This window comes from Mucilaginibacter gotjawali (genome assembly GCF_002355435.1).
Classification (GTDB): Bacteria; Bacteroidota; Bacteroidia; order Sphingobacteriales; family Sphingobacteriaceae; genus Mucilaginibacter; species Mucilaginibacter gotjawali.
Map to the genome: position 1 here is coordinate 2,032,957 of NZ_AP017313.1, position 23,290 is coordinate 2,056,246.

Below are 23,290 nucleotides of genomic sequence, written 5' to 3' on the forward strand. Positions count from 1 at the left end.
GATGATAACATTTTAAAAATTTTACAATGGGCTTTATATTGCATACTTCAATCGAAAATAAAATCGCAAAGAGGGATTGTCGGGACCAGCATATAACGACGTTTGATTAAAATACGACGGATAGAAGGGTAGTTAGCCGTTCAGTTTGCTTACCTGAAATTTCTTCCTTTATGAAAAACCTCCCGGCTGTCGGTGGGCGGAGCGGTGGTTTCATCTGCGCGGGCCAGGGTTAAAAGTGGTAGATTGTCTTCGTTCGCCACTGTTAAACCACGCAGCAGGCTGTTCAAATTAAAACAGCGTTTGGCAACCACATGGATCACTTCGCCTTCGATCTGTAATTTCCCTTCTACCATAAACAAACGCGACTGGATGATCTCTTTTCGGTACTGGTCAAAAAGTTTTTCCCATACCACAATATTTCCGGCGCCGGTTTCATCTTCCAGCGTCATAAACAAAACGCCTTTGGCCGTGCCGGGACGCTGGCGGACGGTAATTAAGCCGGCCACTTTCACCGGGTCGCCATCTTTCATTTGTTTAAGTTTACCAATTTGGGTGGTTCGCAGCAGATCCAGCTTTTCACGTACCAGCGCCACCGGGTGGTTCTTGAGCGATAAGCCCGTTGCCGAATAATCCTGTACCACGTGCTCGCCTTCCGTCATCAACGGTAATTGTACCTGTACCTCTTTAACGCTTTCCGACTGCTGGCCCCCAAACAGCGCTATTGGCCTGTCGCCTAACGCGGCTACCTCCCATAAAGCTTGGCGGCGATCTGCACCCAGTGAGCGGAAAGCATCTGCGTCCGTCAGCTTTTCCAAAGCGGCTTCAGGAACGCCCGCCTCCCGCAATTGATCAACATGGTTGAAAATGAGGAGACGGTTGTTTATCAGTAATAACATGTCTTCCTCACGCAATCCCTTTACCTGCCTGAAACCCAGGCGAACGGCAAAGTACTTGTCCTCTATTTTTTCCAGTGTATTATCCCAAAAAGAATGGTTCACATCTACGGGCAGTACCTTAACCTGGTGGTCCCGTGCATCCCTTACAATTTGGGCCGGCTGGTAAAAGCCCATCGGCTGGCTGTTCAAAAGCGCCGCACAGAACACATCCGGGTAATAATACTTCAGCCAGGACGATATATAAACCAGTAGTGCAAAGGATGCCGCGTGGCTTTCCGGGAAACCATAGCCTTCAAAGCCCTGTAACTGCTTAAATACCCGCCTCGAAAAATCTTCTTCATAACCCTTTTTTACCATGCCATCCACCAGTTTTTTTCATAAAGATGTAATTTGCCATTGGCTTTAAATGAGGCCATACTGCGCCGTAACTGGTCTGCCTCGGCAGGTGTAAAACCTGCTGCCACTATCGCGATCTCCATCGCTTGTTCCTGGAATAATGGTACCCCGAGTGTGCGCCCTAATATATTCTCCAATTCTTTTGATGGAAAAATAACAGGCTCCTCGCCGTTACGGCGGCGCAGGTAGGGGTGTACCATATCCCCCTGGATGGGTCCGGGGCGCACAATCGCTACTTCGATCACCAGGTCATAAAAACAGGTGGGTTTTAGGCGCGGCAGCATAGACATTTGGGCCCGGCTCTCAATCTGGAACACGCCGATGGTATCTGCATGGCAGATCATTTCGTAAACTTTCGGGTCATCCTGCGGTACATTCGCCAGCGTTAATTTCTTCCCGTAATGCTGTAACACCAGGTCAAATGCTTTACGGATCATGGTCAGCATTCCCAGGCCCAATACATCTACTTTCAATATTCCCAAAGCTTCCAGGTCATCCTTGTTCCATTCCAGCTGGGTGCGGTTCTCCATCCGGGCATTCAGTACGGGGCATAGGTCGGATAATTTGCCATCTGTAATCACAAAGCCGCCGGTATGCTGCCCCAACTGCCGCGGAAAACCCATCAGCAGTGTGGTTAATTCAAGTACTTTAAAAATGAGTGGATCATGCGGGTTCAGGCCCTGTTCGAGCAAACGCTTTTGATCAAAACCCTCTTCCCTGAAATCCCAAATGGTGGCGCCAATACGTTTAATGGTATCTTCCGAAAGCCCCATCGCTTTACCCACATCCCGGATGGCGCCTTTGTGCCGTTCCTGTGTCACCGTTGCAACAATGGCGGCATGCTCGCGCCCGTAGTCTTCATAAATATACTGAATGATCTCCTCGCGGCGTTCATGTTCGAAATCAACGTCGATATCGGGCCATTCCTCCCGGGCATCCGACATAAAACGCGAAAATAGCAACCTTGATTTCATCGGATCAACTGCGGTAATAGAGAGGCAGTAACAAACTGTAGAATTAGCCGCCGAGCCGCGGCCCTGGTGCAGGATGCCAAGTTCTTCGGCTTTTTGCGTGTACTTGTATACCCGCAAAAAATAAGGGGCAAGTTTGCGGCGCTCAATAAATGCTAATTCGAATTTTATTTGTTTGCGAACCTTTTTAGGCACCCGCCCCTTATAGCGCCCGTGTGCTCCCATCCACGTATATTTTCGCAAGCGTTCCGGCGGGGTCATGCCATCAATGATCGCTTCTTCAGGTTCAATATACTTTAAAGTATCTAATGAAAAAGTGCAGGCATCGGCAATTTCCAGCGCATTACCGATTGCTTCGGGATATTGCCTGAAGAGGCGGTGTATTTCATCTATAGGTTTGAGAAACCGTTCGGCATTGGCATGAAGCCTGAAACCAGCCGTATAGATATTGCATTTTTCGCGGATGCAGGTTAATACATCCTGCAATTCGCGGCGTGCTGCCTCATGGTAATGCACATCCCCAACAGCAACCAGTGGAATGTTCAATTGCCCCAGCCTGAAAAGCCGCTTGGCATCATTTCCGTTGTAGGAACGGGTAGCCGCTATGTATAATTCACTGCCGAAAGCCTTGCGATATTCTGCTACAGCGCTTTTGAAGTCATCATCGTAATCAAATTGTGTATTTAACTCATCAGGCGGAACGATGATAAATTTGATGCCCTTTTGATGCCCGTAAACATCTGCTTTATATAAATGACATTCCCCTTTTTCGGCCCGCAGGTTTCCAATGGTTAAAAGCGCCGAAAGCCTGGCATAAGCAGCCTGGTCGGTTGGATAAGCCAGCAAGCCAGGTCCGTCGAGCAGATCAAGGTGACAAGCAGGGATAAAACGGATCCCGGCTTGCTTTGCGACCAAGTGGGCCCGCACAATACCCGCAAGGCTGTTGCGGTCGGTAATGGCGATAGCTGAATAACCCAAAGCCGCAGCCTGCTCCACCAGTTCATCCGGGTGTGAGCCGCCCCGAAGGAAGCTGAAATTGCTGGTAACCTGTAATTCCGCGTATTCCATTATATTCAGGCAAAAAATCCATGTAAATACCATTCCGGTTCCGCATCGTAATGCCCCAGCCTAAACAGCCAGTAACGTTGCCCCTCCGAATCTTCCACTGCATAATAATCCCGGTGTTCACCCTTCTCCAGCCACCATTCGCGCTCAATACGCTCAGGCCCGTCGGCTTTTTCAACTATATGCCGCCTGCCTTTATAGGTAAATATTTTTGGCGGATAATCAGGCAATAGCGCCATTACTTCAACCTGCTCGGGGCGGCGAAGCAGCCGCAGTGGACGCGGCCTGTCAGTCCGCCATTGGGTTGCCGGCGTTTCTGACAGGGAAACCGCTGGCCTGATCGAGCGTTCGGGCCAGTAATGCTCGGCAGGCAGGTACCGGTGAATGGTATGTGCGCCAACTTTACCGGCTACCCTGTCTAATAATTCAGCAAGGCTGTTATCCTGTAAGCCGGGCTTTCCGGTCCATATTTTTTCCTGCAGCACCTCAATATCCTCCACCTTTGATGCTTCCAGCAGGAATAATTCTATGCCTAAAGCTGGTTCGATTTTACTGATTTGTAATTCAAACAGTTTAAATAAATGGGAAACGCTGTGCGAACCGCGGTTTGTGCTGATACCTGCCTGCACCATTTTACCATCTATCCGGTAACATTTAAGCACCGCTTTTCGCACTCCTTTGCCTTCAGCCTGTAATCTTGTACATAAACCTTCTAATAATTGCGTTATGGCGATCTCAATCCCTTTTGCGGTTTTAATCGGCTCTAAACAAGGTAAGCGTTCAGCATAAGGAACGGGCGGGATCAAAGGCGTAATCACCTCATCTTCCATGCCTAAGGCTTGTGACAGTTTTAATAAAAGCCCTTCTCCAAACCGCCTGCGCAATACAGTGCGGGGGATTTGCATAAAACTTTTGATGGTGCTGAAGCCTAATTTTTGCAGCTTTTCCAACACCAGGGGTTCTAACCGGAGCGCCGCAGGAGGCAAGGGGAGCAGGGCCTCCGCCTGCATGCCGGTTTTAATAATGGGCGTTATTTTTCCGAAACGGGCAACCGCCCATGCTGCGCCAATAGTATCAGCTATGGCTGCCCGTGCATCATAGCCCTGCGTGCGCAATTTCAAAACTATTTCTTTCAAATATTCCCGCTCACTGCCCCATAAGTGTGTGCAGCCCGAAATGTCAAGGATCAGCCCATCGGGCAAATCAACAGCCACAATAGGCGTGTAACGGATGCACCACAAACCTAATAGCCGTAATAGCTTTGCTTCTTTGCCTGGTAAATGATTCAGTATCTGTAAGTTGTTGGTGATGGCTTTGGCATCTGCCGCCGCCATGCCGCGATAAACGCCCTGGGCTTCGGCCAGGGGATTAGCGGCAGTGATGATGATACGGTTACGTTCGGGCGCTGCAAAAACAAAAGGTATATCCTTTAGTTCCGGCCTTCTAAGGGTCAGCCAGTCTGTCGTCAGGTGACGAAACCATATGACCATGAAACGTTTTTGCATTGCTTACCCTGCCATTAATTCTTGTTGTTTAATAACCGGTTCACTTACAGGCGCAAATTTACCGTCAGACCATTCGATGATCCATTTACCTTGTTGCCCGTTGCGCACCCGCAGCAGCTCTACCTGCCAGCGCGGGAAACCCAGGCCCGGCAAACCGTCAACCGGCTCACTTGGCAACGGTTTTATTTTCCACCTGGCGACACAAGCGGTTGAGCCGATTTTATCAGACTGATTACGTAAGATAAAACCCGTTACCCGGCTCTGCTCAACCGCCAGTTGCAAGCGGCGCGATTGTTTAAAATCAATTTCCCGCAGTTCGCCAATAACCGCCGCCAGGCCGCCACATTTCAGCGATTCTTCCATCGCCCATAACACATCCTTATCTTTTAAAAGATTAATGAAGATCACCTTATCCGGATCAACACCAAAAGCTTTTAAGGCCGAAGGGTATAAATTCCCCGAAAGGCCGATCCATACACAAACGCCGCCATTTTGCATCAGTACCGAAAGTAAACCGGTTATAAAACCGCCGCTGGCTGTGGCCTGTTCGGTATTGCCGCATACCAGTTCATGAATAGCCCCTAAAGGAAAGACACCATTTGGAAAAGTCGCTTCTACCGGGCCCAGGCCCATTAAATCCCTTGTGCCGTCAGGCGGAGGCCTGTAGCCTTCCCATTGCAAAATGTCCTTTTGCAACCGGCTTACAATGTCTCTTTTAGTATCAGGCATAAACTTTAAATTTGGGACTATAAAGTTATGCTAAAAATATTAGTATTTTATATATAAAATTAAAAATAATTTCGCCTTTATTGGCTTATTTGCTGAACTGTGCCGGGTGATCTGTAATGTAAAATCAGGGGGTAGGGGTTGGATTACAGCACCTGTTTTTATTTTCTTTTTTACCGGTAATTTTTATGCTAAATAGTGTAATTTTAGCTATAGAAAGACGAAAAGGCTGAACCTGATTATTTTTATCGTTTAGTAATGTAATTGTTACATTTATTCCTACATTAGTACGATGGCATTCTGCCTGCTAAAAAACTAATTATAACCAATTATTTGCCTGTTATGCGTTTTAAAATTTACGCCGTACTTATACTGTATATTTTAATCCAACAAAAGGTGTCGGCCCAAAATCCGGTATACCAGTTTTCTCATCTGGATATTACTGACGGGCTTTCAATTAACCAGGTAAGCAGCATTTATAAAGACTCCAAAGGGTTTATGTGGTTTGGTACCATTGCGGGCCTTAACAGGTACGATGGGTATAAATTTAAAGTATTTAAACACTCGGCGGGCGACCCCAGCTCTCTTTCCGATAATTCTGTAGGAGCAATTTTTGAGGGCCCTGAAAGAAAACTATGGATTAAAACCAATAGCGGCTTATGTGTTTATAACCCCGTAACCGAAAAGTTTTCAAATGTGATTGTTTATGAACTCACAAAGTATAATGTTTTAACTGACCAGGTTACCACTATCAGGAAAGATAAAGAAGGCAATTTCTGGTTTTTAACAAACGACAGGGGTTTGTATTGCTATCATCCCAAAAACAACTCAACTGCTTTTTTTAGCAGTGCAGCCAATTCCAGTGTGAAACTGCATTCAAATATAGTAACGGATGTTGTTGAAGACAGCCACGGCTTATTTTGGCTTATTTACAGTGATGGCGTAATTGATCAGTTTGACATTCATAAAAATAAAATTATTTCAAGCTCAGGTATCCTGGCGAAGGCCAACAATAAAAGGTATGAGGTTTATTCCGGAACATTTGATAACAACAGTAATTTGTGGATCTGTGCGGCAGGCAGCCCTATAGGCGTTTACCGTTATCATACAAACACAGGCACACTTGATCATTTTAATACGGAGTCAGCAGATATAAAGCTTAATTATAATGTAATTAACAATATTATACTGAGTGACGATAATAAAATATGGATAGGTACCGATCATGGCGGCATTAACCTGTACGACCCGGTCAGCAATAGTATTCAATATCTTTTAAACAGGGAAGACGATGCAAAATCCCTGAAAGGGAACACTGTTGAGCTTTATAAAGATAATACCGGCATCATTTGGGCCGGTACATTTAAACAGGGGGTTAGTTATTATCATAAAAGCATCATCCAGTTCCCGCTTGTGCGTAAGTTTCTGTCAGACAATAAAAGTTTGCCATTTGAGGATGTAGATTGCTTTGCCGATGATGCCAATGGGAATTTATGGATCGGGACAAATGGGGGAGGGTTGATCAATTATAATTCCGTCACTAAAAAATATACCCAGTTCAAACATAACCCCAATGATGCAAACAGTTTAACCAATGATGTGGTGATCCGTTTATGCATTGACCATGAACATAAGCTTTGGATAGGCACCTATTTTGGAGGACTGGATTGTTTTGACGGAAATAAGTTTACCCATTACCGGCATAATGACAATATACCGTCAAGTATTTCGGATGACAGGGTTTATACCATCATAGAAGATTCATCAAATAAATTGTGGGTAGGCACTTTTGCAGGCAGTATTAATATTTTTAACAGAGAGACCAATAGCTTTTTACATCCAAATTATCAAATGCTGTCTAATTATACAGCAGTTATTTATGAGGACAAACAAAAAAATATTTGGATAGGGCGCGACAAAGGGTTAGACTTTATTGAAAAAGGGAAAAATAAGGCGAAACACTATTTTAATCAGCCTAAAAACCCCAATAGTTTAGTAGCCAATGATGTAAACTGCATTATACAAGACAAGGAAGGATTATTCTGGATAGGTACTAAAGGCGGTTTAAGTGTTTTTAATACGCAGACCAATGAATTTCATAACCTGGATGAAACAAAAGGGCTGCCTGGAAACAACGTGTTAAACGTGTTGGAGGATAAAGATGGATCAATATGGATCAGCACAAAAAATGGGCTGGCCCGGATAAATTATGTGCAAACCGGCAATAGTTATAAGTTTCAGATCAATAAGTTTGATGAATTTGACGGCTTGCAGGGAAAAGAATTTAATGCATGCGCTGCCTTTAAAACAAAAAAGGGCCTGATGATATTTGGCGGAGCACATGGCTTTAATATTTTCGATCCAAAAAGTATCAATATTGTAAAAAGTAAGCCCCAATTATTGTTTACCGATTTTCAGTTATTTAATAAAAGTGTTGCCGCAGGGGATACCGTTAATGGTAACATTGTATTGAAGAGTTCAATAGCCGATACAAAAGAGCTGACGTTAACTCATAACGAAAATGATTTTAGCATTGAATTTGCCGATTGTGATTATTTTAATCCGGATAAGATTGTTTATCAATATAAATTGGATGGATTTGATAAGCAATGGCTTTCGGCTCCAAATGATATACGCAAGGCAACTTATACGAATTTGGATGCCGGCGACTATGTATTTAAAGTAAGAGCCAGTAATATTAACGATCCTAAAAACAGCAGCACTATTGCACTTAATATTAAAGTATTGCCGCCATTCTGGAAGTCGCCGATTGCCTACGCCATTTATTTCCTCTCTGTTATATGCCTGTTGTTTTACATCAGGCACAAAGGCATATTGAAATTAAAACGCGAATTTAAGATCAGGCAGGATAAACTGGAATCTGAGCGTAAAATTGCCCAGGAACGTGAAGAAGCCAGGCGGATGCATGAACTCGACCTGATGAAGATAAAGTTCTTTACCAATGTGAGTCACGAATTCAGGACACCTTTATCATTAATTATATCGCCAATTGATAATTTAATTAAAGGAATCGATGATCCCGGGCAAAAGCATCATTTAACAATGATCAAAAGAAACGGCAGGCGCCTGTTAAACCTGGTTAATCAGTTGCTGGATTTCAGGAAGATGGAGTTTAAGGAATTGAAGTTAAATTTGAGCAAGGGAGATATCATCCAATTTATAAAGGAGGTATCTGCTTCCTTTACCGATATTGCTGACCAAAACCATGTGGATTACTTAATTGAGAGCGACATAGAATCGGTGATCATTAAGTTTGACAGGGACAAAATTGAACGGGTGCTATTTAATCTGCTTTCAAACGCCTTTAAATTCACGGCTTCAGGTGGTAATGTAAGCGTTTTTATTAGCCTTGTTAAAGACAACGCAGTTGATGATGAGCAACAGCTTTTAGAAATAAAAGTAATTGATACAGGCATAGGTATACCGAAAGAAATACATGATAAAGTTTTTGAGCGCTTTTTTCAGGACAATATGCCCGAAAGTTTGTTGAACCAGGGCAGCGGGATCGGCTTGTCAATCACGAGGGAATTTGTTAAAATGCACGGCGGAGAAATCAGCATTGAAAGTGAACCCGGAAACGGCACTTGTTTTACCGTTCAATTGCCGGTAGATGTAGAATATGAAAAGAGCACTCCGGTAGCTGAACAGCCCGCGATAGCTAAACCCGAGGAAAGTTCGCGTATCACATCCAAGAAGCCTGTTATTTTGTTGATTGAAGATAATGACGACCTTAGGTTTTATTTAAAGGATAACCTGAAACATAACTTCACTATTGTTGAGGCTGTAAACGGTAAAGATGGCTGGCAAAAAGCGCTTGCCTTGCACCCCAACCTGATAGTGAGCGATGTAAGTATGCCGGAGATGAATGGGATCGATCTGTGCAAAAAAATAAAAGGTGATAAACGTACGGAGCATATTCCTATTATTTTACTGACCGCATTAACTGATGAAGAAAACCAGCTTGCGGGCCTTACCAATGGTGCTAATGATTATATCAGCAAGCCCTTTAACTTCCAAATATTGCTTTCAAAAATCAACGGCATTTTGCTGATGCAAAAGACTTTGAAAAAAACCTACCAGAAGCAGGTTGAAGTTAATGCACCGGATATAGCGGTTGTATCGGAAGATGAAAGGTTTTTGAAGAATGTTTTTTCGTGTATCGAGAAGAATATCACCAACCCGAATTTCTCTGTCGAGGAGTTGAGCCGCCAGTTGTCAACGAGCCGGATCTCACTTTATAAACGGATGTTATCCCTTACCGGTAAAACGCCGGTTGATTGTATCCGGACCATTCGCTTAAAAAGAGCGGTTCAGTTACTTGAAAAGAGTAAACTTAATATCGCCGGCGTTGCCTATGAGTCAGGCTTTAATAACCCTAATTATTTTTCGAAGGTGTTTAAAGATGAATACGGCATGCTGCCTTCAGAATACGTTACCCAAATGCGTAATAAGGAAAAAGAGATATTTGAAGAAGTTGATTGATACGTAATTGCATTTCTACCGTATCGGCGTAAAAAAAATCAACCATTTCTTATTAGCCTGCAACGCCTACTGGTAACACACAAAAACACCAGGATAACTGGTTTGTGTGTGTGTGTTAATGTGTTAAAAATGCATCGCGCAAATTTCTTCGGCTTGCAGATAAGCGTTAGTTTCTATTTAAATCCGTAAACAATAATTTCTATTTGCCTGTTAAGTTCTGACGGCCTGTTAACCCTGGTATGCTTATTTTATTACTCGTCATAATTTTTGCTGTTTTTGAAATAAGTGCGTAAATCCCTCCTAAATGCCCCTTATAGCGCCTTTGGTTAACATTTTTATCTTAAATAGAAACTTTTGTAGCATTAAAAAAAATGATTAACCAATAGCTTTACAAGCATGATCGGTAACCCCGGTTGCAATTATAACACCTTCTAAAATTATGCTTAACAAGAACTTTAAGTCTGCCAGGCAAAAAGCCTGCAGTTTTTTGATTGTACTCATTTATGCAGCGTCAGCATATAATGCCAAAGCGGCTGTTAAATCGTACAAGAAAGAAGCTGACGGTATAACCATAAAACTCAATACCGGGCTCATCAAAATAAAGATTTGTGCCGACGATATTGTTGAGGTTAAGTACACCATCTTGAATGCCTTCCCCCCCAAAACATCGCTTGTTGTTAATAATACCTGGGCAAAAAATACGCCCTTTAAAGTAAGTGAACAAAAAGGCGGGATCGTTATTACTACGCTTAAACTGAGAATTGTTATCGATAAGGTAACTAACGCTATTACTTATAAAGATATTAACGGGAAGATAATAACCGGCGAGGCCGCGGCCGGTAATAAGTCTCTTACTGAAGCCACCGTTGCAGGGATAAAAACCTATAGCATAAGTACACAGTTCAATTCGCCGAAGGATGAAGCACTGTTTGGTTTGGGCTGCCATCCTGAAGATACGCTTTCCATCAATTACAAAGGACGTAACCAGCAAATGCTGATCAAATACATGACCGGCGCTATCCCTGTTTTACTCTCAACAAAAGGTTACGGCCTTTTATGGGATAACTATTCGGCCTCAGATTTTTATGGCGCCGAAGCTGGTAACACCCAATTTAAATATGTATCGGAAAGCGGCAAGGAAGTAGATTATTATTTTTTTTACGGCCCCGATTTTGATCATATCATTGATTCGTACCGCACGGCAACAGGTGCCGCTCCTATGTATCCAAAATGGGCTTTCGGGCTTTTTCAATCGCAGGACAGGTATAAAACACAGGCCGAGGTTTTAGGTGTGAAGGATGGTTACCGTAATAACCATATCCCGGTAGATGCTATTGTACAGGATTGGTTCTGGTGGTCACCCGCTCCGATCGGTTCTCACATCATGAACCATGACCGGTACCCCGATCCGAAAGCAATGGTCAACGAACTGCACAAGGCAAATTTCCATGCGATGATCTCCGTCTGGCCGTTGTTTGGCGATGGTAGCGCGAATTACGAAGCGCAAAAGAAAAACGGCTTTTTAACCAGCATAAAATGGGATAATTTTTTCGCCCATACTTTTGATACCTATTATGATGCCCATAACCCCAAAGCCAGGGACCTTTATTGGGCACAGGCCCGTGATAGCGTAGTAAAGCGGTTTGACTGGGATGCCTGGTGGGTTGACCAATGCGAGCCTGACAATGGGTCATTGCTTGATGAGCGCCGCAAAGCCGATTTTTCAGTTGGAAAAGGTATTGACTATTTTAATACCTATGCCCTGGAGCATGCCAAAGGTCTTTATAAGGGTTGGAGAAGCGATATGACCGGCAAACGTGCTTTCTTTTTGGTACGGCAGGCGTTTGCAGGATCACAACGGAGTGCAACAACGCTTTGGTCATCAGATATTACTACAACTTTTAAAGCCTTTAAAAGCCAGGTACCACAGGGTATAAATGCCTGTGCCTCCGGTATTCCATACTGGACATCGGACATTGGCGGTTATTTATCAAGGGTAGATCCGGACGGCATCCCTGCCTGGTCTGAGCCTAAAAACAGGGAGTTGTTTACCCGCTGGTTCCAGTTTGGCGCATTCTCACCCATCTTCCGCATTCACGGTAAAGGCGAAAGGGCGCTGTTCTCAAATAACTGGGACCAACCTACCAAAGATATTTTGCTGAAATTCGATAACCTGCGTTACCGCTTGTTGCCTTACATATATTCCCTTTCAGCCAGGGTAACGATGCATAACTATACCATAATGCGTTCGCTGGCCTTTGATTTCAGGAATGATGCAAATGTTTACAGTATACCTGATCAATTTATGTTTGGCCCGGCATTTATGGTAAACCCGGTTACTGATCAATTATATACAGGCGCCGGTGAAGCAAAAGCAAAAATCCGCAAAGTATACCTGCCAAAGGCCACATGGTTTGATTTCTGGACGGGTAAAACCCTCGCCGGCGGAAGAACAATTGAGGCCGAATCGCCCATCAGTATTTTGCCGCTATATGTAAAAGCAGGCTCTGTTATACCAATGGCGCCTGAAGTGGAATATGCAACCCAAAAAACAGCAAAACCTTTTGAATTACGCATTTACCCCGGCGCAAATGGCAAGTTTACCATTTATGAAGATGAAAACGACAACTACAATTACGAGAAAGGTAAATACGCCCTTTTTACTATTAACTGGAATGATAAACTGCGCCAGGTTAGTATAACTGATACAAAAGGTACTTACAAAGGGTTAAAAAAGTACCGGACTTTCAATATAGTATTGGTTGGCCCTGCACATGGGACAGGGGAAGCTGTTACCGAAAATGCGGATAAGACAATTGTATACAACGGGAAATCATTAACAGTAAAAATATAAGATTAAGCGCCGGTAGTTTAAAAAAAACGAATAAGGCAACCAGTTACAACCGGTCAAACTATTTTTATCATGTATAATACAACAAACACACAAAAAGTAATGCGCGAAACAACATCCTTAAACGCGGGTGATTGTTTTACCATTTCTTCGAGGGTGAAAAAGGATTTTGATTTTCCCCTGCATTATCATGATGAATATGAACTTAACCTTATTATAAATGCCAAAGGTGCAAAGCGCATTGTTGGCGGTAGTATAGGGGTTATTGATGATATGGAGCTTGTTTTTATCGGCCCCAATATTTACCATGCCTGGTTTTTACACCAATGTACATCAACCGAAATACAGGAAGTAACCATTCAGTTTCATAAAGACCTTTTCGACGAAAATTTTTTAAACAGAAACCAGGCCAGTATACTTAAAAATATGTTTAACAATGCCCAATTGGGAATTCTCTTTTCGCGGGAGACCACGAAGGGGCTTGTAAACAGGATTTTGGATCTGAACCAAAAAAGCAGGTTTGATGCAGTTTTGGAATTGCTATCTATACTTCACTCTTTATCGGTTTCCTCAAATATTAAATTACTGTCAGATACGGGCTTTTCGGATCAGAACTTCTGCTTTAAAAGCAGGCGGATCGAAAAAGTATTTGAATATATGCACAACAACTACGATAAGCAAATAACGCTTGCCGATGTTGCCCGCGTAGCCAATATGCCCCAGGTGTCCTTCAGCCGGTTTATTAAAAAAAGAACCGGTAAAACTTTTATCGAAAGCCTTAATGAGATCAGACTGGGTCACGCATCAAGGATGTTGATTGATACCGAGGCACATATAGCCGGCATAGCCTACAAATGCGGCTTTAATAACATATCCAATTTTAACCGGATTTTTAAACGTAAAAAACAATGTATCCCGCGTGAATTCAGGGAGGCATATAGTAATGGAAGGAGTTTTTATATATAAGGATAAATAGCAGCAGTAAATACATTATAATCTATAATATGTTGTTATATATAACATAATACGTATTTTATTGCATAAAAAATATTTAATAATGCATTAAAATGTATAAATATAGAATTAATAAATGTAAAAATAGTATTACATATCAGCGGTGTGTATAGGTTAAATTTGTATAATAAGTTTTGCGGTTTTATAAGTTGCATGATGCTGTAAAACCTTAAGTTGTTATAACCTGAACACCAGTTGCCAGGGAATGATAAATTTTATACAATCCAATTATACAGCCGGTTGCTGTTTGTAAATACTAAATAATTTGAGGTTAACGGAGCCATATTTCCATTTATCTCAACAATGTTCAGCAAATCAATTAATCAACTAAATCAATAAAAATGAAGAAAGATGTACTGTTTTACAAATTCAATAGTTGCAAAAAAACGTTACTCGTTATTTTGCTAACTATTTTTGGTTATGCTACCACATTTGCCCAAACCAGGCAAATAACCGGTAAAGTGACCTCGGCCGACGACGGTGGTGGCTTGCCAGGGGTTAGCGTTAGAATTAAAGGCACAACAACAGGTGTTCAAACTGATGTTAATGGCGCTTTTAAAATTTCAGCCAGCACAGGTACGGTGTTAACCTTTAGCTACGTGGGCTATTTGCCGCAGCAAATAATTGTAGGCGATGCCAGTGTATATAACATTAAATTATCCCCGGATGCACAGACACTTACTGAAGTAAACGTGGTTTCTATCGGTTATGGTACCGCAAAACGTAAGGACCTGACAGGTTCCATCAGTTCGATTTCCGCAAAGCAGATTGAAGAATTGCCTGTAACTTCACTTGACCAGGCCTTGCAGGGGCGTGCAGCAGGTGTGCAGGTAACCAGTAACGATGGTTCTCCCGGTGGTAACATTACCGTACTGATCCGTGGTACAGGTAGTTTGGCTACGGGCGGTAACGTGCCATTATATGTTATTGACGGATACCCGCTTGAAGCCGGTGGTATCAACAATATTAACCCTAATGACATTGCATCAATTGACGTGTTGAAAGATGCATCTGCCACAGCAATTTATGGTATCCGGGCTGCAAATGGTGTGGTTTTGGTAACCACTAAAAAGGGTAAAACAAATGGTGTAACCGTGTCATTAGACGGATACGAAGCTTTCCAGGGTAAACCCAAAGAATACGACGTATTAAACGCTCAACAATTTGCTACGCTGGCAAACCAGGTTGCAGCGGGTTCAAACGGAAATTTTCAGTCTTTTTCTGGCTGGGCAACTCCATCATCCTTAACAAACGTTGATTGGCAGAACGCAGTATACCGCGCGGGCCTGACTCAAAACTATAGCCTGGCCATACGTGGCGGTAACGATAAAATTAATACGTCAACTTCACTTGGTTATTACGATCAAAAAGGTATTGTACTGGGTTCTTATTTCAAAAGGGTAACCGTTGGAAGCAACCTTGAATATAAACCTCAGAAATGGTTGAAGTCAAATTCATTTGTTAAGTATACTTACCAGGATCAAAACAATCCATACGGAACAGGTTCCTTGATAGGATTAAGTGAATTGCCGCCAACTTTAGATGGTGGTAACCAGCTAACCAACCAGATTAAAGACCGCAATGGTAATTATGGGTTTTTCAATCCAATTTATGTATATGTTGCGAAATATAACAATCCGGTTTATACTATCGAAAATAACAGGTATGCAAACATTGGTAATTTCTTTGTAGCCAATACTAATTTAGAAGCAACCATAATAGATGGCTTAAAGGTTAAATCAAACGCCGGTATCACCTATAATGGATACAGCGGTTCGTATTTTTCGCCTGAAGATGATCGTATTGTAAATCAATACGGCGCCCAGGCAGGTGCAACGCAAAATGCTACCTATAGCCAAAACATTAACAGCAGTTTTGACTGGTTGTTTGAAAATACCATATCATACGACAAAACATTTGGAAAACATACCATTAATTTTGTTGGTGGCGTATCTGAGCAGGAACTTACCTACAACTCCATGGCCGGCAGTGGTATCCCGCCAAACAGTGTGATCAGGGATTTATCTCAAAGCAAAACACCGGTGTTTACTGCAGGTCAAAACGGGCAGGTGATCCAATCGCTGGCTTCACAATTTGTAAGGTTGGGATATAATTATGCTGACAGGTATTTCATTACCGGAACAGTTAGGAGGGACGGATCGTCTAAATTCGCGCCGGGTCATCAATATGGTACATTCCCGTCAGGAGCTGTATCGTGGAAAGCCAAGCAGGAATCGTTTTTGAAAAATGTGGATTGGCTTTCAGATCTTAAGTTCAGGGGAAGTTATGGTGAGGTAGGAAACGAGATCACTATTAATCCATTCCAATACCAGGCCCTTTATGCAGCTGGTTCGGCTGCCAATACTGCGCCTAACTATGGTTACACTTTTAATAAAACATTCCAGGGAGGTATTTATTCTACCCAGCCTGCAAATGACAACCTGCGTTGGGAAACTGATACGCAAGCAGATTTAGGTACAGATATCTCGTTTTTGCATGGTGATTTGACTTTAACTGTTGATTTGTTCGACAGAAAATCAAAAGATTTCTTGTTAAACCTGGCTGCATCGCCACAAACCGGTTATTCTTTTATTACCCATAATATCGGTAGTATGGAAAATAAGGGTATTGAAATTGCATTAAATTACAGCCATGCAGTTAATAAGGACTTCCACTACGGGGCAAATCTTACTATTACATCAATTGCCAACAAATTAACCAGCATAACTTCGGGTATTAAAGAAGTTTCGAACTTTGGCGGCCTATCTATTCCGGCCGATGGATGGGGTACTTTTACTGAAACCAATGTTGGGCAACCTGTTGGAGAATTTTATGGCTACAAGTCATTGGGTATTTTCCAATCGCAGGCACAGATTGATGCTTTAAATGCAAACGCAGTTTCGCATGGTTTTTCAGCCTATCAAAAAACCATCACCCAGCCAGGCGACCGTTACTTTGCTGACGTAAATGGCGATGGTACAGTAAACGCCAGTGACCAGGTTAGTTTAGGCAGCCCAATCCCCAAGTTTTACGGTGGTTTAAACCTGGATGCCACTTACAAATCGTGGGACGTTGGCCTTTATTTCTACGGAGTTTACGGTAACAAAATATTTAACTTTGCTGAAAGCGCATTGGAAAGTTTCCAGAACCGCAGCTTTGTTGGTGTGGAGAATATCAGCAAAACCTATTTGCAAAACGCCTGGACGACCTCAAACCCATCTAATACCTACGCAAGGATCACTTCAAATGACGACGCGATCGGCAGTAACGTGGCTTCAAGCGCTTATATCGAAAATGGCAGTTTCCTTAAGTTAAAAACGCTTACTATTGGTTATTCCATAGCTCCTGATTTTCTTAAAAAAATAGCAATAACAAAATTACGGTTTTATGCTTCAACCCAAAACCTGTTTACGATCACCAGCTATAAAGGCCTTGATCCGGAAATTGGTATCCAGGGAGCGAATCCAACTCAAAATGGTGTAGATAATGGTACCTATCCATCATCTAAATATTATACAGTAGGTATAAACGTAACTTTTTAATTAAGAAAGATAAAATATTAACGATATGAAAATGACGAAGAAAAATTATATCCTGGTGAGTCTATTCGCTTTGCTGATGATTCCACTAGGTTGTAAAAAAGGGTTTTTAACCCAAACCAACACATTTGCCGCGACCGAAGGTGCTACGTTTCAGAAACCCCAGGATGTTATCGCCATGGTAAATTCAATTTACGATACCTACCAGAGCAGCGATTTGTTAAAGAAATCTATCTGGTATTATGCCAATTTTGAAACACACGACTGGTTTAACAACGGTAACGATATTGTGTGGAATTATTACGGAATAGGCGCTGACTTTTATGCATTGCCGGTTTTTTGGGATAATGCCTATATCGGTATTGGCAGGGCAAACGCTGCATTGGATGTAATTGCAGATACCAAAGCAAAGGGTATTATTACTGCCGACCTGGCTAACCGGTTAACCGGTGAGGCTTTATTTTTACGCGGCATGACCTATTATTACCTTGGTGGTACTTTCGGTGGCGTGCCATTGGAATTAAAATCAGGTGGTGTTGGCTTAACCCCAAGGGCCACCCAGGACCAGGTATTTGCACAGGTAGTTGCGGATATGAAACAGGCAGAAGGTTTGTTGCTGTCAAAAACTGCCCTTGCAACAGCTGACCTTGGCCGGGCCACTAAAGGCGCTGCTTACGGGTATGAAGGCGCTGCACAAATGTGGTTGAAAAACTATTCAGGGGCTTTGGCTGCTTTTAACAACACGGAGTTAACCAGCAACTATCATCTATTATCAAATTTTGTTGACGTTGGTGAATTTGATCACCAAAATAGCGATGAGTCACTTTTTGAAGTTCAATTTAACATTACCGGCTCACAAAGCTGGGATGGCGGCTGGCAGAATGGCGGCGAAGAAGCGTGGATTGATGACTTTAGCTGGCCACAGGAAATCAGCGGCTTTGGTTATGATTACGGAAACCCCGGCCTTTGGTATTCATACCAGGCAGGTGACCTGCGCAGGGCGGCTACGATCATTGGCCCTGGCGACCAGAATGTGAGCCCTGGCATTATTGCCAAATGGGGCGGTATAAAAGGTTATGCAGTAGTGCAGGCCAATTACCAAAGTAACCCAACTGTATATTCAGACGGTAGTGGAAACCCCATCAATACTTGTGGTACGCTTTTGCACCCATGGTATGGAACCGACGGTACTCCGCGTTCAGGATATTATAATTCAAAAAAATGGCGTGATCCAACCCTTACAGGTGCAAACGGCACATCTGCTATTTTTGGCGGGCAAAACCAAATTCTGTTACGTTACGCAGAAATTCTGCTTGACAGGGCTGAATGCAAGATCAGAACCGGCGACGTAGCAGGCGGATTGGCTGATGTAAAAGCTGTAAGGAACCGCGCTTTCGGCGGATCGGCACCAGCAGTGATGCAGGATGGCCTTACCTGGGATGGTAAAGCAACTTCGCCGATAACCGATCCGTTGCAAATGGTATACAGCGAATACAGGCACGAACTTACTGCTGAATATTCATTGTTTTATGATCTGCGCAGGGCCGGTCCGGGTGTAGCTTCAGCATTCATTCAAAATGCATATGGTACTACATCAAGCACCAGTCAAATCGTTTATCCATACGGCCCAACAGCTGATGGAAAAACGCACGGTGTTTGGATGACTACCCTTCCTGCTAACAAGGATATATTACCGATCCCGGTTAGCGCGATAGGGCTCAACCCAAATCTGACTCAAAACCCTAGTTACTAAAATATAAGTATTATTATTGATGGTAAAGGCTGCTCCCTATGGAGTGGCCTTTATTTGTAAAACAATCGTTGTCTTTGCCTATAATATGTACAACTATCCGGACAGCAAAAGTTATACTTTTTTTGACTGGATTATTTACTATACTTGTTATATATCACCAATAAATATAGAGGGATTTTTACCGGATAACTTGTTTATAGCGTGTGAGTTGTAAGATGAGTATGCCCTGATAATAAGTAAATCCGACGTTTGGCTTACAGAAAATGCAGGTTATGTAATAAAGATAATGGCCGGGGAAAGTGAATTTGAGTTTTTATATTAACGTATTTGTAAATACATTTTTATTGCGTTTGATGTTTTGCACGTGCTTGATGTAAATTGGAAGAAAAATAAAATTAAACAGATTGAATTTCAGATTTAAAAATATGTTAAAAATAACCGGGGGAATTACAGTTTTCGGACGATTAGTCACAAAAAACAAGGCAATCGGATTAATTTTTGCCGTGTGCACCTTAAGTTTTTTTTCATGTAGAAAACCAACTTTATTTGAACAGATACCTTCTTCGTATTCCGGCATTAACTTTAATAATAAAATAACCGAAAACGACTCTATTAATCCGTTGGATATTGTAAATATCTATAACGGCGGCGGGGTAGGCGTGGGCGATTTTAACAATGACGGACTGCCCGACCTATATTTTACCGGGAACCGGGTGCCTAACCGGCTGTATATCAATAAGGGCAATTTTAAGTTTGAGGATGTAACCGATAAGGCGGGGGTTGGAGGTATGGGCCGCTGGGGCCGCGGTGTTGCCATACTTGATATCAATAATGACGGCCTGATGGATATCTACGTCTGTAATACAATATACAAGGATTCGTTACGGCGCCGTAACCTGTTGTACATCAACCAGGGCGTTGGTAAGGACGGCATCCCCCATTTTAGGGAAATGGCCAAAGAGTATGGCCTTGATATACACGTGCAGTCAACCATGGCCAGTTTTTTTGATTATGACAATGACGGAAATTTGGATATGTACCTTACCGTTAACGAAGCAAGTGAAAGCTATTACCCTAACATGTTTGGGCCTGTTGCTGCACGGACAGGGCATGAAAGCCTGGGCCGGTTATATCACAACGAATGGGACGCCAAATTAAAACACCCTGTTTTTCATGATGTTTCGGCAAAAGCTGGTATCAACTTACCGGGTTTAGGTCATGCAGCAACTATTGTTGACATCAACCGCGACGGATGGAAAGACATATATGTTTCCAATGATTTTTTATCGCAAAATATATTATATATAAATAACCATGACGGTACTTTCACTGATAGGTCGAAAGAGTATTTTAAGCATACATCTTTCAATTCGATGGGGCAGGATATCGTTGATATTAACAATGACGGCCTGGCAGATGTGTTTGAGCTGGATATGAATCCGGAGGATAATTACCGGAAAAAAATGATGATGGGGCCAAATAATTATCAAACCACGCAAAAATTCGACCTTTATAACTTTCAGTACCAATATGTACGGAACACGCTGCAGCTTAACCAGGGACCCAGGCTTTTGCAAAATGACAGCATTGGGAGCCCTGCCTTCAGCGAAATTGCGTTTATGTGCGGCGTGGCCCAGACTGACTGGAGCTGGACCCCGGTGATCACCGATTTTAATAATGACGGTTTCAGGGATATTATTATTACCAACGGCTTCCCGAAAGATTTAACCGACCATGATTTTATGACCTACCGCAAAAATGCTTTTGCGATAGGTTCAAAAGAGCAGGTATTGAGCCAGATTCCTTCGGTTAAGATTCATAACTATGCTTACCGCAATAAAGGCGACCTGACATTTGAGGATGAAACGAGCGACTGGGGGCTAAGCATCCCGGCATTCTCAAACGGAGCCGTTTATGCCGATTTAAATAACGATGGCGCGATGGACCTGGTGATCAATAATATCGATGATGAGGCGCTGGTTTATAAAAACACGGCGAGGGAAAAGGATACATTAAATACCCATTACATTCAAATAAAGTTTAAAGGGGATAGCCATAACCTGAACGGACTTGGCGCATGGGCCGATATCTATTATGACCACAATAAGCACCAGGTGGCCGAAAATAATCCTTACAGGGGATATTTGTCGTCTGATCAAAACATAGCGCACTTTGGTTTGGGTACAACCAGCAAGCTTGATTCCTTAGTTATCCGGTGGCCAAACGGTAAAAAACAGGTTTTGCAACAGGTTAAAACCAACCAGGTGATCACGGTTAATATTAAAGACGCAAGCGCGCCCTACACATGGGTTCAGCCAAAAGTTGCCGATAACGCCTTATTTACGGAAGTAACAAAGGCGAAAAACATCCATTATGTGCATAATGAATATGATTTTGTAGACTTTAACATTCAGAAGTTGCTGCCTCACAAACTGTCGGAATACGATCCTGCGCTGGCCGTTGGCGATGTTGACGGCAACGGGCTGGATGATATTATTGTAGGCGGTAATTCATTTGTTTCAGCGCAGGTATTATTACAGCAGGCAAACGGTACATTTATTCAGCGCCAGCTTTTGCCCGATCAAAATGCCAATCCTAATACCAAGGACGAGGGCTTATTGCTGTTTGACGCCAACGGCGACGGTAAACCTGACCTTTATATAACGAGGGGCGGCTTTAAAAATGCGCCCAATGATACCACATACCAGGATAAATTATACATAAACGATGGGAAGGGCAATTTTAAATTAGCGCCAGATGCATTGCCGATAAACCACACCAGCAAACTGTGCGTAAGGGCCATTGATTATAACAAAGATGGCAAGCCTGACCTTTTTGTATCCGGCCGGGTAGACCCATGGCATTATCCCAAACCAGTGTCAAGCTTTATTTTAAGAAACGACAGCAAAAATGGCGTTGCTAAATTTACAGATGTTACCAGCGAAGTTGCTCCTTCACTTAATAATATAGGTTTGGTATGCGATGCGATATTTACAGATTATGACAATGATGGCTGGCCCGACCTGGTTTTAGCGGGTGAATGGATGCCGGTTACCTTTTTAAAAAATGATCATGGTATATTTAAGAATACTACGCCGGCATCGGGCCTGGCAAATAGCCTGGGCTGGTGGAACAGTATCGTTGCGGGTGATTTCAGGCATACCGGCAGAATGGATTATATCGTTGGCAACGTTGGTTCAAACACCTTATACAAAGCCAGTGAGCAATACCCTGTTTTTATTACAGCAAAAGATTTTGATAAGAATGGCAGCTTTAATGCGATCACTTCCATTTTTCTGCCCGACCAGGAGGGTAAGAAAAAGGAGTTTCCGGCGGTAGGCAGGGATGATCTGTTGAAAGAAATGATCAGCATGAAAAAAAAATACACCAACTACAAATCATTTGCCACAGCTACCATGGATGATATTTTAACACCCGAACAGCGTAAAGGTGCATTAAGGCTAATGGCAAATACTTCCCAATCCTGTTATTTAAGAAATGATGGCAATGGTAAGTTCACCATGATCCCACTACCGAATGCGGCGCAGATTTCAACCATAAACGGGATGGTTGTGGATGATTTTGATGGGGACGGCAACCTGGATGTAATGATGAACGGCAATGATTTTGGCACAGAAGTGGGTACCGGGCGATACGATGCCTTTAATGGATTAATGCTTAAAGGCGATGGGAAGGGGGGCTTTAGTCCGCAGAGCATCGTTCAAAGCGGCATCTATATTCCGGGTAACGGGAAGGCGCTTGTCAAGTTGCAGGGCAATTCAGGTAATTATTTGCTGGCGGCAAGTCAAAACCGTGGCGCCTTAAAAGTATTTGAACTGAAAAGAAAAGTAAATAATATTAAGCTGCTTCCCGCTGATGAAAGCGCCGTTATTTTTTATAAAGATGGATCAAAACAAAAGCAGGAATTCTATTACGGTTCGTCGTTTTTATCCCAATCCGGAAGGTTTTTAACCATAAATAGTAACGTGAAACAGGTTCAGATAACAGATACCAAGGGCCACGTTAGAAATATATCATTTTAGCAAATTTAAGGCCAAAACCATTACACCA

At 42.7% G+C, this 23,290-nt stretch carries 10 protein-coding genes; 6 read left to right on the forward strand and 4 right to left on the reverse strand.

Features of this window, described 5'->3' with window-relative positions:
• Positions 1-149 precede the first annotated feature (149 nt).
• From MgSA37_RS29070 to MgSA37_RS09465, 4 genes are read right to left on the reverse strand one after another with little or no spacing between them, the layout of a single operon-like run.
• Entirely contained in the window at positions 150-1,253 is a 1,104-nt protein-coding gene (locus tag MgSA37_RS29070; RefSeq protein WP_232010826.1) for a helix-hairpin-helix domain-containing protein, read from the reverse strand.
• Entirely contained in the window at positions 1,247-3,331 is a 2,085-nt protein-coding gene (locus tag MgSA37_RS09455) for a PHP domain-containing protein (protein WP_232010827.1), read from the reverse strand. The genes MgSA37_RS29070 and MgSA37_RS09455 overlap by 7 nt, the downstream gene beginning before the upstream one ends.
• A 5-nt stretch (positions 3,332-3,336) precedes the next feature.
• A complete protein-coding gene (locus MgSA37_RS09460; protein ID WP_096351472.1) occupies positions 3,337-4,833 on the reverse strand; it encodes a Y-family DNA polymerase in 1,497 nt (498 codons plus the stop codon).
• 3 nt (positions 4,834-4,836) lie between these two features.
• Positions 4,837-5,562, reverse strand: a complete 726-nt coding sequence (locus MgSA37_RS09465; RefSeq protein ID WP_096351473.1) for an ImuA family protein — start codon at positions 5,560-5,562, stop codon at positions 4,837-4,839.
• A 339-nt stretch (positions 5,563-5,901) separates the two neighbouring features.
• Between MgSA37_RS09465 and MgSA37_RS09470 the strand changes: the two genes are divergently transcribed.
• The 6 genes from MgSA37_RS09470 (at position 5,902) to MgSA37_RS09495 (ending at position 23,262) form a co-directional block, all read left to right on the forward strand.
• Entirely contained in the window at positions 5,902-10,062 is a 4,161-nt protein-coding gene (locus MgSA37_RS09470; protein WP_096351475.1) for a hybrid sensor histidine kinase/response regulator transcription factor, read from the forward strand.
• Positions 10,063-10,501: 439 nt separating this feature from the next.
• A complete protein-coding gene (locus MgSA37_RS09475) occupies positions 10,502-12,916 on the forward strand; it encodes a glycoside hydrolase family 31 protein (RefSeq protein WP_096351477.1) in 2,415 nt (804 codons plus the stop codon).
• A gap of 69 nt (positions 12,917-12,985) precedes the next feature.
• Positions 12,986-13,879, forward strand: coding sequence for an AraC family transcriptional regulator (locus MgSA37_RS09480; RefSeq protein WP_096351478.1), 894 nt, complete (start codon positions 12,986-12,988; stop codon positions 13,877-13,879).
• Positions 13,880-14,268: 389 nt separating this feature from the next.
• Positions 14,269-17,469, forward strand: coding sequence for a SusC/RagA family TonB-linked outer membrane protein (locus tag MgSA37_RS09485; RefSeq protein WP_096351480.1), 3,201 nt, complete (start codon positions 14,269-14,271; stop codon positions 17,467-17,469).
• Positions 17,470-17,500: 31 nt separating this feature from the next.
• Complete coding sequence (locus MgSA37_RS09490) at positions 17,501-19,219, forward strand: RagB/SusD family nutrient uptake outer membrane protein (RefSeq protein ID WP_172885305.1); 1,719 nt, start codon at positions 17,501-17,503, stop codon at positions 19,217-19,219.
• Between the two features lie 620 nt (positions 19,220-19,839).
• Complete coding sequence (locus tag MgSA37_RS09495) at positions 19,840-23,262, forward strand: VCBS repeat-containing protein (protein ID WP_232010828.1); 3,423 nt, start codon at positions 19,840-19,842, stop codon at positions 23,260-23,262.
• Positions 23,263-23,290 lie beyond the last annotated feature (28 nt).